The sequence below is a fragment of the Bathymodiolus heckerae thiotrophic gill symbiont genome (assembly GCF_900128515.1).
Taxonomy (GTDB): domain Bacteria; phylum Pseudomonadota; class Gammaproteobacteria; order PS1; family Pseudothioglobaceae; genus Thioglobus_A.
Genome location: NZ_FQTP01000006.1, coordinates 21,696 through 37,190 on the forward strand (window position 1 = coordinate 21,696; position 15,495 = coordinate 37,190).

The 15,495-nt window shown below is 35.6% G+C and carries 14 protein-coding genes and 1 pseudogene; all 15 read right to left on the minus strand.

The window, feature by feature from the left end; translation table 11 throughout:
• Positions 1-1,398, minus strand: a complete 1,398-nt coding sequence (locus BTHERMOSOX_RS01660) for a glycosyltransferase family 2 protein (protein WP_138118773.1) — start codon at positions 1,396-1,398, stop codon at positions 1-3.
• 12 nt (positions 1,399-1,410) lie between these two features.
• The gene (locus BTHERMOSOX_RS01665) at positions 1,411-3,123 is read right to left on the minus strand and encodes an N-acetylneuraminate synthase family protein (RefSeq protein ID WP_138118775.1); all 1,713 of its coding nucleotides are present in this window, start codon (positions 3,121-3,123) and stop codon (positions 1,411-1,413) included.
• Positions 3,124-3,125: 2 nt separating this feature from the next.
• Positions 3,126-3,281, minus strand: a pseudogene (locus BTHERMOSOX_RS12030) (DapH/DapD/GlmU-related protein); the annotation flags it as partial.
• A 398-nt stretch (positions 3,282-3,679) separates the two neighbouring features.
• Entirely contained in the window at positions 3,680-5,170 is a 1,491-nt protein-coding gene (locus BTHERMOSOX_RS01675; RefSeq protein ID WP_138118779.1) for a capsular polysaccharide export protein, LipB/KpsS family, read from the minus strand.
• A 19-nt stretch (positions 5,171-5,189) separates the two neighbouring features.
• The gene (gene pseI, locus BTHERMOSOX_RS01680) at positions 5,190-6,236 is read right to left on the minus strand and encodes a pseudaminic acid synthase (protein ID WP_138118781.1); all 1,047 of its coding nucleotides are present in this window, start codon (positions 6,234-6,236) and stop codon (positions 5,190-5,192) included.
• On the minus strand, positions 6,229-6,867 hold the full coding sequence (locus BTHERMOSOX_RS01685) for a UDP-glucuronic acid dehydrogenase (RefSeq protein WP_138118783.1): 639 nt from the start codon (positions 6,865-6,867) through the stop codon (positions 6,229-6,231). Before BTHERMOSOX_RS01685 ends, pseI begins: the two co-directional genes overlap by 8 nt.
• Complete coding sequence (gene pseG / locus BTHERMOSOX_RS01690) at positions 6,864-7,934, minus strand: UDP-2,4-diacetamido-2,4,6-trideoxy-beta-L-altropyranose hydrolase (RefSeq protein WP_138118785.1); 1,071 nt, start codon at positions 7,932-7,934, stop codon at positions 6,864-6,866. The genes BTHERMOSOX_RS01685 and pseG overlap by 4 nt, the downstream gene beginning before the upstream one ends.
• Positions 7,931-8,632, minus strand: a complete 702-nt coding sequence (gene pseF, locus BTHERMOSOX_RS01695; protein ID WP_138118787.1) for a pseudaminic acid cytidylyltransferase — start codon at positions 8,630-8,632, stop codon at positions 7,931-7,933. The genes pseG and pseF overlap by 4 nt, the downstream gene beginning before the upstream one ends.
• Complete coding sequence (pseC, locus tag BTHERMOSOX_RS01700) at positions 8,629-9,792, minus strand: UDP-4-amino-4,6-dideoxy-N-acetyl-beta-L-altrosamine transaminase (RefSeq protein WP_138118803.1); 1,164 nt, start codon at positions 9,790-9,792, stop codon at positions 8,629-8,631. The genes pseF and pseC overlap by 4 nt, the downstream gene beginning before the upstream one ends.
• A gap of 39 nt (positions 9,793-9,831) precedes the next feature.
• The gene (locus tag BTHERMOSOX_RS01705; RefSeq protein ID WP_138118789.1) at positions 9,832-11,670 is read right to left on the minus strand and encodes an ABC transporter ATP-binding protein; all 1,839 of its coding nucleotides are present in this window, start codon (positions 11,668-11,670) and stop codon (positions 9,832-9,834) included.
• A gap of 46 nt (positions 11,671-11,716) precedes the next feature.
• Positions 11,717-12,757, minus strand: a complete 1,041-nt coding sequence (locus tag BTHERMOSOX_RS01710) for an NAD-dependent epimerase/dehydratase family protein (RefSeq protein ID WP_138118791.1) — start codon at positions 12,755-12,757, stop codon at positions 11,717-11,719.
• Positions 12,758-14,026, minus strand: coding sequence for a Vi polysaccharide biosynthesis UDP-N-acetylglucosamine C-6 dehydrogenase TviB (gene tviB, locus BTHERMOSOX_RS01715; protein WP_138118793.1), 1,269 nt, complete (start codon positions 14,024-14,026; stop codon positions 12,758-12,760).
• Between the two features lie 160 nt (positions 14,027-14,186).
• Positions 14,187-14,417, minus strand: coding sequence for a DUF2442 domain-containing protein (locus BTHERMOSOX_RS01720; RefSeq protein ID WP_138118795.1), 231 nt, complete (start codon positions 14,415-14,417; stop codon positions 14,187-14,189).
• Positions 14,414-14,686: a DUF4160 domain-containing protein gene (locus BTHERMOSOX_RS01725; protein ID WP_171004621.1), complete on the minus strand. Its 273-nt coding sequence runs from the start codon at positions 14,684-14,686 to the stop codon at positions 14,414-14,416. Before BTHERMOSOX_RS01725 ends, BTHERMOSOX_RS01720 begins: the two co-directional genes overlap by 4 nt.
• Positions 14,687-14,905: 219 nt before the next feature.
• Complete coding sequence (locus BTHERMOSOX_RS01730) at positions 14,906-15,106, minus strand: hypothetical protein (RefSeq protein ID WP_138118797.1); 201 nt, start codon at positions 15,104-15,106, stop codon at positions 14,906-14,908.
• Positions 15,107-15,495 lie beyond the last annotated feature (389 nt).

Sequence of the window (15,495 nt, forward strand, 5' to 3'; positions counted from 1 at the left end):
TTATTTATTTTTTAAATTTAAAAAATCAAGCGTATCAGATGTCTTTACTTGGATGCTTTCATCGGGTGACATCTCAACATATCCTATTTTTTCGCCAAACACTCCATGTGTTTTTAACACTTGCCACCAAGTTGAAATAATTGAACCATTAAAATGATATAGACGCTCTCGATCAAACGTTAAGTCTTGAAAACGCCCTGGATTCAAAAGATTTAGTCCATCTTCTCCATGAGAAAATATTGGCTCTCTCTCCTCTTGAACCGATACCACTGAGTCACTTTCTGTAATTCTAAGTACATCTAAAACTGTATCAATATGCTTAGTTTGACGACATACCGCATGAAGATTTAGGAATGTTATTACATCTGGAGCAAAGCCCTTTATGTTTTCATAATAATCCCCGGCATCAAGCATAAAGCTCTGAATTGGTATATCTCTGGACATCTTTGTATTTTTAGATCGCTTTAGTCGTAAATGCTTTGGAACTTTACCCTCATCCTCTAAGCGCTTAGAGTAGTCTAATACATTTTGACTCTCAGACGAAACAACTACATCGTTTATTTTGTCTGATCTAGCCGCAACAAGAATAGCCTTCTCAAGCAGGGAGTGCCCATCAAACTCCCGATAAGGCACATTCTCAAAATTAGGGTATGATTCACGAACCGGAATTATAGCTATACAAGTTATGTCATAATCCCCTTCCAACCCTTCGCTAATACGTTTAAATATTCCATTGCGCGCATCAAGAAGTCGTTTAGAGTCGCGACTCATTGAATCTCCATGTTGTCGATAGTAAAATATTGGAATGTTTAAGCTCGCTGCTCCGATACGATTGAACAATTTATACCAAAGATCCCATCCATCTTGAGCACTAACAGATTCAGAATACCCTCCAACATTTTTTAGTGCACGCGTATTAAACATTGTGCACGCTCCATGAGGAGCTAGATGTCCTGCCATATCCTCTACACCTAGCTTATGACGATATTCCATATCTAATATTTTTCCATCTATATCTACATAGAAATAATTTCCATAAACCATGCCTATATCGGGATTATTTTCTAACTTTGTTACCATACTCAAAAGAGCAGTTTCATCTAGCCAATCATCTGCATCTAGTCGCACCATATATTTACCATTAGCACGCCCTAAGATATAATTTGATAACTTTTGTAAACCAAGTGGTTTGTGATTTTTAACAAAAGTAATACGATTCAATTCTTTACGACTAAATTCTTCGGCGATAGTAGATGTGTCATCAGTAGATGCCTCATCAACAATAATCAACTCCCAATTAGTATACAGTTGAGATAGAATGCTTTCAACACACTGCGTTAAAAAACAACCGTAATTTCTACACGGTACATAAATTGTCACAAGTGGGTTAGAAGACATTAATAATCACCTTTATTCTAAGTTATAATCTATACCATTAATAATTGCACAATAAGGCTCAAGATCACGCATTGCTTTAGCCCCTATTAAAAGGTATGCATCTCTAGCGTCAGTTCCATGCGCAGGTCGAAGACATATTAAATCTTTGAACTGTATTAGTTCACCTGCATTAATATGTCGATTTACATAAACTCCGCGACGAAAAGATATTTCATGCTTATTATCTAGTTCACTTTGCTGAGGAATTTTTATCCCGTCACCCCGCAACGTAACAATTTTGGATACATCCGACTTTAATTGCAATACTTCTTCAGCGACAAGTGACACTTGATGATCTCGAAATGTTTTACCTTTACGAAAATCGGTAAAATGAAATTCTAACACGTCAGCACCCATAGCTGCAGCACCACGAAGTGCTGCCATTCCAATAGTATGATCAGAATATCCCACTGCAAGTCCAGTAGTCGATCTAAGGGAGTCCATCACCAATAAATTAGCATCGCTATCGGGAATAGGGTACATAGATGTACACTGCATAATGCAAAGCATATCTGCTTCGGAATAAATAGAATTTATACTTTGAATATACTTAACTGTCTGCAATACTTCATCCATTGACGACAAGCCAGTGGAAAGCAAAATAGGCTTACCCCTAAGAGCAAACTCTCGAAGTAATGGCCATGCAGTCATGTCTCCAGAGCCTATTTTGTAAAAGTCAAGATATGGATCGATCCAATCTAGCATTTCCATACTCCACACAGAAGCAAGATAGATCACACCAGATTTACGACACATTTTAGCTAAAAATATATGCTGAGCCTTGGTTAGCTCAAATTTCTTAAAATGCGAGTTTCGATCAGGACTTTCGACAGGGCTAACCAATGTATCGGCATTGTATAATTGTAATTTCACACAATCAGAACCAGAGTCAATAGCTTGAATTACCATGCTTTTTGCTACACTAAAGTCGCCTTCATGATTACCTCCAATTTCGGCAATAAGCATAGGTCCAGATTCGCCCTTCCACAGTGACAGGGTATCATTTCTGGTTGCAGCATTATAAATTTGTTTTAAATTTAACATGGATAAAGATGTTTTAGATCGGTAAGCAATCTTATTTGCTAATTTGATATCTTTCAAAGTATCAATAGCTAAATGCAAGCCAGAAGCCTCTGGGCATTCTTGATTGATATAAACATATCTATCTCCAAATTCAGAATTATCATACAAGTAAGACGTAACATGCTCGTGATGTCCAGAATCTTCCATACGTGAAACAACTATACGATAGAAATCAACCTTCATGATTTCTATACTCATTCCATACGGGAATGTTCTACCTGGAACATTTGTCACAAAGTCATACTGAGCGGTATCTGCTATTGCCAACATAGCATGTAAAGAGTTGATATCGACAAATAGATTGTCTCCATTGATACGAACAGCATAATCCCAATTATACGAATCAGCACAAGATAAAAAACGACTAGACACATCATTTAAACTCCCTCTGAAGCATTTAATTCCAGCTCTTTGGCAGTAGGATGCTATCGGATTGTCACTTTTATCTATAGAAGTCGCCACTACCAAAGGCCTTGAGGATGCAGCCAATTGAACTCGCTCTACAATATAACTTAATATTGTTCGACCCTGGATTTCAGTAAGTATCTTTCCTAGCAAACGCCTTGAATTATATCGGCACAGTATAATAATTCCAATTTTCATTTACGCTTTCCTATGATTGTAGCTGGCGTACCACCTACAATAGTATATGGTGGCACATCTTTTTTAACAACAGAGCCTGCGGCTATAATGGCTCCATCTCCAATAGAGATGCCGCTGAGTATCACAGAATGGGATCCAACCCATACATCCGACCCTATTTGTATAGGGCTTGAAATATTAAGCTGTTTATTCATAACATTTTTTTTATCAGTCCCGTGATTACTATCAACAATATACACAAATGGAGCAATCATACAATCTTCACCAATAGTAATCATAGAGGATGCATAAATGAAGGTATTGAAGCCAATAGTTGTTCGAGAGCCGATAAAAACTTCTGACTTTTCATTACATGGACAAATATGCGCTCCAGTCTTAACAATAACATCTTTAAAGAGATGTATATTTTTTGGATAACGCAGCAATTTTGCCCCAAAATAAATTATAGTATCTGAGTGGAGCTTGACGCCACGAAACTTATGTCTAATATTTTGGAGACGAGTCAACCAAGTGGGTGGCAAATGTTTACGTAACTGCGTATTAGGGATCATAAATATTATTTTGTAAAAAACTGCTCTAAAAGATGTGTCACACCTTCAAATTCAGACTTAACAAAAGTTTTGTCTAAATAATGAGAAAACCTGTTTTGTGCACTATGATTTTGACATCCTGGCACGGCGTATAATTCTTTTTCAGATAATAGAAAATTGATAATTTCCCTTGTCTCTGATATTCTTTTCTTCGTAATATTTTCAAAGGAAAAATTGTCACTCCATGATGTAATATTTGGACAACCATTAAACCAAGAGTCTCCAAATATTAAGGCTTTCTTATTCATTACTGCAGCCTCCAATGCAACACTACCGCTAATAGTTGCGACAAAAATACTATGCTTTACCAACTCTAAGGAATTTATATTTTCAGAAACCAATTTCACTCCATTAACATTTTTAATAAGGTCATAAAACAATGGACTTCTTCCACGAGAGCCTTTATCAGCCATATAAAATTGCGATGGATGTTCTTTGACAAAAATATCAACATCATCTGGTAATTGCTTTCTTAGCCTAATTATAGCAATAACTTGGTCGTGAAAATCTCCACCATCCGGATTAGTTGTTCTTTCAGGTTCAAAGTGAAGTGCATAATAAACATATTTTTTCGCTAAATCTACAGATTCCTGCTTTCTTTTAAACTCATTAAGTAAATTTTTCTTCCGTAATCTCTTAATTTTTGACCTGCCAAAAAAACCTATTCTGAATGGATTGATATGATAATAGTCCTTCTTATAAGACATACGAATTTGAAACCAGGACTCCTTAATAAGAACCATACACCCTGTTTTAATAAAAGTAATAACGCTATTTACCCACTTCGATTGAAGTCTTTGAGATTTCATATAAGATAGCTCGTAATTATCTCTAGATTTTATATTCGTAATAGAGTCTATGTAATTAAGCACATCACCTTCTATACGTTTAGACAAGCTTTTATCAATTTTTATTTTATTTTTCTGTCGAACTCCTGACTTAATATATTGTAAAAACAATAATGGAACTGGCATCCAGGTATTAAATTTAACAATCTCTATGTCTAAATATATGCATATTTCATATAATAAATATTGCGCATGAGAATGAGGGTTTTCCACCACAACCAAAGCATCCGGCTGAGACTCCTCTACCCTCTTCAATATCCAAATAGCTAATTTATTAAAAATAGCCTCTCTATCTATTCTTCCAAAGGTGCCATATAAGTCAAGCCTATCCATCATCTTTAAACATCTATCCTTAGCGCGTAAATAGTGTTTAGATGAAAAAAATTCAATATTTTCACCATTGTAATTAATATTTTTTATATTTTGTTGATAATGAACAAAGTCCAACATCCGAACAACAACATCCCCTCCGAAAACCTTAGTTGCTTTATGGTAATGACAATCATCACCAAGCCATAATACTGGTTTTGCAACACCTCTTTCATATAGGTCGATAGCGGAATCTAGCCAAACTTTATTACCGGTCATGCAATAGCAGTATTTTTTCATGTAAAAATCTTCCTTTCTTTTATAAATGTTTAAATTGAACTGCTGTTCCTGATTCTATATCACAACAGACTTTCTTTCCAAGAATATCATCAAGAAATTTTGGCAAAACTCCATAACCAGGCCTAATACTTCTTACATGATCCTTGGTAATTATCTCACCTTCTTTGATATTTTTTACAAAATACAACGAACGTCGAAATTTTACGTTAGCCTGTTCGCTCGATTTTCTACCATAATCAACCTGTCCAAGCGATTCCCATGCGGTTTTAGCCCCTACACACAATTGCTTTAATTCTTCTGATTCAAGTGAAAAAGAATCGTCAGGACCGCCGCCATTACGATCTAGAGTTACATGTTTTTCAATAATTGATGCGCCTAATGCGACACTAGTAATTGCTGTCGTGTTGTCAATTGTGTGGTCTGACAAACCAGTAACTAATCCAAATTTGCCCTGCATATCAGCCAGTGTTCTTAAATTATAATCGGCTGCTGGTGCAGGGTAGCCGCTCACACAATGAAGTATGGCCAACTCTTTACACCCTCCTTCTCGAGCAGCTTCAATAGCTTCTTGAATTTCTTGTGTATCTGCCATACCAGTTGAGATAATCATGGGTTTTCCAGTTTGAGCTACATATTTTATCAAAGGAAGATCCACCGCCTCAAAAGAGGCGATCTTATATGCTGGCGTATTTAAATCTTCTAATAGATCAACAGCGGTATTATCAAATGGAGAGCTAAATATCGTAATACCAACTTTTTTTGCATAATCGAATAATGGTTTATGCCATTCCCATGGCATAAATGCGCTTTTATATAGTTCATACAAGCTTTGTCCAGACCAAAGCCCCTCCGTTAATTGGAAGTCTGACAAGGTACTATCAATTGTTAAAGTATCAGGAGTATAGGTCTGTAACTTTACACAATCAGCGCCTGATGACTTGGTCATATCTATAATCTTATATGCATTATTAATATCGCCATTATGGTTTGCTGACATTTCAGCAATAATATAAGGTGTAAAACTATTTCCAATTTTTCTACCGTTGATTGTAATAAAGTCACTCATTATTCTTCTCAATTATTATATTAAACTTTACTCCATCTTTATAAAAGTAAGCAGGGAATCTTTTTGGGTCGCATACTCTTATTAAATCGAACTGCTCGTATATAGTTTGATTTATATCAATTACACTATCCTTTGGTGATCTTTTTGGCCAGCATTCGCCATCAAAATTAGGCTGTTTTTTTGGCTCTATAGTATTGTAATTTTCAATTGCAAAATCCATTAATGCTAGCTCTGAATCAAAAATTAATTCATTAATTTCATCAAAAAGGGCTGTTTTTGGAATTGACACACTAATCTTCTTCCAAATATCACCAGTGTCGACTTTGTTCTCAGCTTCTAATAAGCTTAAGGTAATATCAGTTGCTCCATTAATAATTTCCCACACATGTGGACTCCAACCTCTACCATATGGCAAGTCACTTGCATGAACAACCAGCGTTTTATTAAACTTCTTTCTTTCTGACTTCGACACTATGTCAGAACATGATATTAAGAATAAAATGTCGCCAGATGTTATTTCTTTCTTTGAATGGATGATATTTATTTGATGACTTTTATTTGTTTCTACCCATTTATTTACATAAGTATTTACAGGATGTTCTATAGACGTAATCAATATTGAAATATTCATAATTTATTATCCATAAGTACATTGGCAACTCTCTTTACCCCTAAGCCATCAGTTACATGGCGAGCAATATTACTAACATTTAGCATCCATTTTGTTGGATTATTTATTACTCTTGATATACTTCCTATACTTTTCAATAACTTAATCGCACCACTTTCTGCAAGAGATTTCGCAATAGTAACTTGATTTTTAGCAATTACAATTTGAATAGTTGGCAAACCCAAGCAACATCGCTCCCATGTTGTGGCTCCAGCTGCACCAATTGCGATATCAGAATTTGCCATGATTTCAGCCATATTACCTACATCGACTTTAACTTCTGTCTTGTAGGGTAGTGTGATCGCTTTGGACTTAACACTCTCAAGATGAGGGGCTGAACCGCCCATTACAACGATAATATTCATATCATTTGGTAAGTTGCATAACTTTAACTCATCTAAAACATTCTCAGTAACATTGTTAACATCAACACCGCCCATATTAATAAGTAATTGCTTAAACTCTGAGTGACTGCGACGCTCTATACTATACGGTCTCCATTTGGAAAATTCCGGTCTGAGTAGTGCATATTGCGATCCCAATAACAACTCACAACCTTTGGTAGTAAATGCTAAATAATCCCCTTGTTGGCGGCCAAATGTTTGGTCAAGTAAAATATCGCACTGGTGCTTTCGATCTGCCAAATCATCAATCACCATTAATTTTTCATAGTAAGGCTTAAGTCTCTTTTGCCAATGCTCATCCAGGGCGTAATGATCAACAATCAACCAATCATTTTTTTTCGCTTTGAGCATATCAACACAATCATCGGCATCTTGTTGTTGGGTCGCCCCTAGCCAGTGAGAATGCGCTAAACTAGTATCAACTTCAGTCTCTTCAAACATCTCTAACTCATGAACAACAAGCCCATTTGAACGAATCTTATCCATTAAGTTTCCTTTGTGTCTTCGACAAATAAACTCAACATTTGCTCCATTTTCTTTTAGCACTTGAGTTAGAGTCAAGCAGCGCATCACATGCCCTGTACCCATCTGCAAAGAAGCATCAACGCGAAAAACAACTCTCATGACAATAGGCCTGTTTCTTGTAAAACCCTGTACATAACCTCTGCCCTTATCCAGTCCTCCGTAGTATCAATATCTTGCACTAAATATCTTGGCAGAATATACGGACTCGCTGTTTCAGAAAAAATCGGCAACTCATCTTTAAAGGCTTGTGTTTTACCCCAATAGAACTGTCCTGCATCATGATAGGCTTCTTCTAAATCTTGAGATCTAACGTTAAAATTCTCAGGATAAAACATACTCACTTTATCATCTTGAGTAATTCTTATCGATCTTTGAATTGGAAAGGCAAAGCTTGTCACGCTAAAACAATAATCAGCCTTTAATTCTTGCAGTTGTTGAAAGGCCTTGGATATTGTCTGAGATTGAATAAATGGTGCTGTTGCATATAAGCAACACACATTATCAATAGTATTATTATGATCCTCTAGCCATTCAATCGTGTGCTTAATAACTGGAATAGTGCCCGCATAATCATTAGACAGCTCAGCTGGCCTGATAAACGGCACTTTAGCACCATACGTTTTTGCAACTTCTGCAATTTCATTGTCATCTGTAGAAACAATAACCTGATCAAAACAATTACTCTCAAGTGCAGCTTCAATAGAGTATGCAATAATCGGCTTACCATTAAATGCTTTAATATTTTTTCTTGGGATGCGCTTGCTGCCTCCTCGTGCAGGTATTACGCATATGTTCATGAGCCTATAACCCTTCGTAAATTATTAATTACATAGTCTTGTTGTTTGTTAGTCATCGATGGATACATAGGAATACTAAGAGTTTCTTTGTAATATTGCTCTGCAATAGGGCAATAGCCTGAATTAAACCCCATTCTTTCATAATAAGGTTGCAGGTATACAGGGATATAATGCAGGTTTACCATAATCTTCATACGATGCAATGCTTCGTATACTTGTTGCTGTGTTTTTTCAATAACACTAAGATCTAATCTAATAGGGTAAAGATGATAAGAAGAGTAACTATCTTGATGTTGCCAAGGCAGACCAATAGGTAAGTCATTCAACAGACGATCATATCTTGTAGCAATCTCATTCCTCCTTGTTATAAAGGCATTAAGATGATTCATCTGACTCACTCCAAGTGCTGCTTGAATGTCAGTCATTCTGTAATTAAATCCCAATTGTATTTGTTGATAATTCCAAATTTCATTTTTTGGCCTTGATTGCATTTCTGACTTATCACTTGTAATGCCATGACTTCTATATTTCAGCATACGATTAGAAAGCACTTTATTATTAGTTAGCGCCATACCCCCCTCACCAGTAGTCACTATTTTTACTGGATGAAAACTAAAAATAGTAATATCACTGTAACGACAATTGCCAACCCATTGATTTTGATACTTACCGCCAATAGCATGTGAAGCATCTTCAATAATTTTAAACCCATAAATATTAGATAACTCATGAATACGTTGCATATCGCATGACTGACCACTAAAATGAACGGGAATAACTATTTTTGGCAATTTTCCAAGTTCCTGTGCATTTTTAAGCTTCTTCTCTAAAGTTTTAGAGCACATATTGTATGTTCTATCATCAATGTCGACAAAATCTACTTTTGCTCCACAATATAAAGCACAATTCGCTGATGCTACAAATGTGTTTGGAACTGTCCAAAGCCAATCTCCTGGGCCAAGCTCCAATGCTAGACAAGCAATATGTAGTGCTGATGTAGCATTATTTACTGCTACTGAATATTTTGCTCCGACATGACTGGACACCACATCTTCAAACTTTGGAACCATTGGCCCCTGTGTTAAAAAATTTGATTTTAATACTGAAATAACCGCGTCAATATCATCTTTGTCAATTAATTGACGACCGTATGGAATCATTTCAAGCATTTATAACACCTTTTGATTAAAGTTCATAATTCAAAGCTCTTGCATTGCTATTAACGAGCTAAATTTTGAATCTTTCTTGTTGCGTAATTGTTGGTACGTTCCCTGTTCAATCAGTCTCCCTGAATCCAATACATAAATTCGATCTACATTACGAATTGTAGATAATCGATGAGCAATAATAACCACAGTCATTGTACCGTTAAGTTTATCAATACTTTCTTGAATAGAGCGCTCTGATTCAGAATCTAAAGCACTTGTAGCTTCATCAAGTATTAATAGTTTTGGTTCACGAAACAGTTCTCGAGCTATAAACAAGCGCTGTCGCTGCCCACCCGAAAGTCGTATCCCCCTATCCCCAACTAAAGTTTGATATCCGTCAGGAAGGCTTTCTATATAGTCTGAAATATTAGCCTGTTGTGCTGCCTTTTTAATACGATCAGAAAGGTTTTCACCTTTATCTTGGCTTTCAAATCCCATGCATATATTGTTAAAAATACTATCATCAAAAATAATAGTCTCTTGGGAGACATATCCTATCTGCCTTCTCCAGCTTTCAAGCTCTATATCTTCACTTGACACACTATCTATTAGCACCTCGCCTTGTCTAGGCTTTATCATCAATGTAAGCAAGTCTACCAAGGTTGACTTTCCTGCACCAGACCCACCAACTAAAGCAATTGAAGTCTTTGCTAGAATTTTTAAACTAATCCCTTGAATTATATCGTTATGTTTTGAATTGTAACTAAAATACACATTGTCAAAAACAATACCTTGAGTCAATGACCCCACTTTAATAGGTCCGTCTTTCTCTTTATATTGATACTGCATTCTAATCTCTTCATGTACCAACTCCATACTACCAACGTACTCTAACATGGTTTGTCGAGCACCTTGAATTGCTAGGATTGAATTAAGTCCGCGATGGAATAGCACAATAGAGACTAAAATAGGCTCTATTGATTGCCCTAAAAAGAAAATCTGTAACATCAAAATTGACATAATAAGCGTTACGGCAATAGGCTCGCGTACTGATTGAGTCAATCCAGCTGAAATTCCTGAACGCACCTGATAATCAACAAGATTACCAATCGAAGTCATAACATTCTTTTCTAAAGTGGGAGTTTGATGAGTAGAAGTTAAATACTTAAAAGCTTGTAATGTTTGAATAAGTAACTTCGACAAATGGCCGTTTTCTTTTGCTGTTAATCTAGACAAACTTAGAACATATGCACTTAGCCGACGAAATATCAGTAGTAAAATGATGCCTGCACATACAGCCATAAGGCCGAATCGCCAGGCCACTAAAAAAGCTAATATCAAATATACAACAGTATTAACAATGTGTGCCCCTAGTTGAGTGAATGATGAAAAGGATTGCATCGAGCGTGAAACTTGTTCATTAATTACATTAATAAAATACCCTGTATCTTTACTTACATAATAACCATATTGCATCTGACTATAATATGTAAAAAGATCACTTTTTAATTCTCGCAACAGCTGTCCAGTAAGATTAGCATTGTAAGCTAGAGCTACAAAAGTAAGCGCGCCTTTTATTATAAATGATATTGCGATTACCACCAATACAGTGGCAATTGAATCACTTAATCCCAGATAGTTAAGAAAGCCTAATAAATAATCCCCAATATCTGTAGAATTCGTTACATTATCTATAGTTGCAGATTGAACCTCTATTACTGAATTATTAATCGTATCCAGTCTCTGTAATAGAGGGAGTAACATCAAGATGCCAAAACCCTCAAAAAGCGCAGCAACCATAGTCAAAGCAAATATCAAATAAATACGTGCACCCAAATGCTTCTGGAACATTTTGTAATAATGCAATAAACTATCAGATGTATTTTTCATACGTTTTTTATAAAAAACTAAGTCAACTTCACTTTGATTCTGTGATTTAGTTTAAGTGCTCCACATACCAATCCATCGACTCATCCATTCCTTTAGATATCATAAACTTTGGCTGATAGTCTAGCAGTGTTTTTGCTTTATTTATATTGGCTTGAGAGTGTCTAACATCCCCGGCTCTAAAATCTCTATAGATCGGCTTCTTCTTTTCCAATCCTGATATTCTCTGAATAAGCCTTTCTTCAATCATTTGGTAAAGCTTGTTTAGACTTGTTCTATCATTAAGAGCAACATTATATACTTGATCAGTAGCTTCATCATTATCAGTAGTTGCTGCGAGAAGGTTCATCTGAACTGTATTATCAATATAACAAAAGTCTCTACTAGTTTCGCCATCGCCATTAATAAACACATCTTCTTTATTTAAAATGGCTGCCACCCATTTTGGTATTACTGCCGCATAGGCGCCATTTGGGTCTTGTCTTTTACCAAAGATGTTGAAGTATCTTAATCCTATGGTTTTAAACCCATAGGTCTTTGCAAATACATTTGCGTAAAGCTCATTAACAACTTTAGTCACCGCATAAGGACTTAAAGGACTGCCAATCTTATCTTCTACTTTTGGTAGATCTGGATGGTCTCCATAGGTAGAGCTTGATGCGGCATAGACAAATCTTTTTACATTAGCATCCTTACTGGCAACTAGCATGTTTAAGAAGCCATCAATATTTGCCCTATTAGTATTAATAGAGTCTTCGATTGATCTAGGAACTGAACCCAATGCTGCTTGGTGCAAAACATAATCTACACCATCACACGCTTGTTTGCAATCCTCTATCTCTCTTATATCACCATTAATAAACTTAAAATTACCACTTAAGTCTTTACCAGTAGCTTTATTAGCGTCCTCTATTGCCTGATCAATATTATGCTGATGACCGGTATCAAAGTTATCCAGACCCACCACCTTTTGATTAAGAATTAGCAACTTCTCTAGTAAGTTAGAACCAATAAAACCCGCAACTCCTGTCACCAACCAGGTGTTTTGATTGTCTTTTAAATGTTCTTGTAATTGTTCGTATTTAGTCATTTATAGTCTTCCATCCACTTCATTAGCATCTAGCAAATACTTAATATCATAAAGCACATAGTTTTCCTTACCAAAGGCTTTTATTTGCTCTAATGATAACGCTTTAAATTCATCATGTGCAACTGCTAACAATATTGCATCATATTTACCTTCTACTGGTTGATTGATTGGCTTAATACCATACTCATGTACAGCTTCACCTTTATCAACCCATGGGTCGTACACATCAACATTGCAATTAAATCCTTCAAACTCTTCAACTAGATCTACTACGCGGGTATTACGAAGATCAGGACAGTTCTCTTTGAAAGTTAGGCCCATAATCAATACATTCGCATCCACAACATGAATGCGATTCTTAGTCATTAATTTCGATACCTGGTCTGCCACATAAGATCCCATGCTATCGTTCAATCTACGTCCTGCAAGAATCATTTCTGGGTTATAACCAACCTCTAATGCTTTATGAGTCAAGTAGTATGGATCAACACCAATACAGTGCCCTCCTACTAAGCCCGGTCTAAATGGTAAAAAATTCCATTTAGTGCCTGCAGCTTCTAATACGGATTCTGTATCAATATCTAGTTTATTAAAAATAAGAGCAAGTTCATTAATAAGAGCAATGTTTACATCTCTTTGAGTATTTTCAATAACTTTAGCAGCTTCAGCTACTTTAATACTACTGGCCTTGTGTGTACCAGCAGTAATAATTTCTTGGTATAACTCGTCAACTTCAGTAGCAATCTCAGGGGTTGATCCTGATGTTACTTTTTTAATGGTAGTTAAACGATGCTCTTTATCTCCTGGATTAATGCGCTCAGGTGAATAGCCACAGTAAAAATCTTTGTTAAATATCAAGCCTGACTGCTCTTCAAGAATTGACACACAAACTTCTTCAGTAGCACCTGGATAAACTGTTGATTCATAAATAACAATATCACCCTTTTTAAGAATGGAACCTACTGCCTCACTAGATTTTTCTAAAGGAGTTAAATCAGGTCTTTTATGTTTGTCAATTGGTGTCGGAACGGTAACAATAAAAATAGTGCAATCTTTAATATCTTCTAGGTTGGTTGCGTAGCTTAAATGAACTGCATCTTTAAGCTCTTCAGAGGTAGTCTCAAGAGTCGAATCAACACCATTTTTAAGATCATTAATTCTAGGCTGGTTAATATCAAAACCAACAACTGTACGTTTTTTACCGAACTCGACAGCAAGAGGAAGGCCTACGTAACCAAGGCCGATTAAGGCTATTTTTTTATTACTCATAATTAGTTTTTTTGAGATGATTTAATAATTTAAGGGATTTATTTAGGAATTAATTTTATAGAGTGTTAAAAGGTATAAATGACGATAATGGCTATTATCAAGATTCATGAATTAGCCACCCTTCTACAAAGAGTTTAAAATCAGTAGGCTAAGCGCTCTATTAGGCGATTTTCCACTCAGATTCTATTGTATCTGCTGATAAATCTGCCCCGCACTCCCATTCAATATAGTATTTTCCATTTTGAATTTTTATAAAATTATCATCATCTTTTAATGGCTCAAATGCCTCTGAGTTTAAATAGGGGGAAACGTCAAACAAGCCTGTCCTGCCGTCTTTTGCAGAAATACGTAATCTGTAGCTCTCCTGTGGCTCTATCTGAGTGATTATCATTGATCAAGCCCTCTGATGGGAAATGGCTTTTTACCGTTAACAGCAAGCTCCCAATCTGCCTTTAAATCATCGTGATGAATTTCAATCCAAGCAATAACTAGTTTATGTTTTTTGGCGGGTAAATTTCCCGAAAGTAGCTGACCATCTTTAATCGCATAAACACCAACCTCTCCTTGGTATTCTGCATGAATATGTGGCAAATGGTGTTTACCTGTATCATGAAAAAACATTCTAATAAGTACACCATAAAACATGGATATCGTTGGCATAAATTATTCCTGTTATTTGTTAGTTAGAAATGATACTCTCATCTGTATTTAGCTCTATCTCTTTTTTTGCCATCTTGGTAACTTTTTCACCTTATTTAGCGATAACTTTATTTTGACTTAAATCCTGGCGTCATCATCTTTGTCAAGTTTTCTGATGACCAAATTACTCACTCATTAAATCTATTAATGCTTTATATGACTTCTTTTTAAGTAATTTTTCTAATTGGATGAATCCTTTTCGCTTAATGGTATTCTCTTAGGAAGAATCATTTCACTCGGTATTTCTTTTAACGCATGAAAGTAATGTGACAAAGCTTCTTCAATCATAAAAGCCTTGTTTAAACTTTTATCACTTGATACTGAATCTAATTCAGCCTTAAATCCCAATATCCAACCAAGCTTTTCTTCAATTTCTTGCATTTTATTTTGGCTGAGCCTAATTAGTAATTCTGATGTAATTTTACGAGTATCAATTGCTCGAATATAATCGCAAGCAAAATCTTTATAAGATTTTGCTTGAAATGTTCAGAAAAGAGTCGCTTAAGTTGTCATGACCCTTGATTTTTTCTACTTCAAAACTTTAAGGTGTACAAATATTATCAATATATTCGCCTTATACTCTGATTACGTCACAGCTACCGCACTGCAAACCTTTAAATGCTGGTTAGCAGTAATAATATTACTTGAATTCGCATAACAAGTGCAATTTTAATTGTAATTAAATAGCCAGTTGTAATAAACTTTGCTATTTTCTTACTACGGGAAATTGCAATGAATTATCAACAACTGACTAACGATGAACGATACCA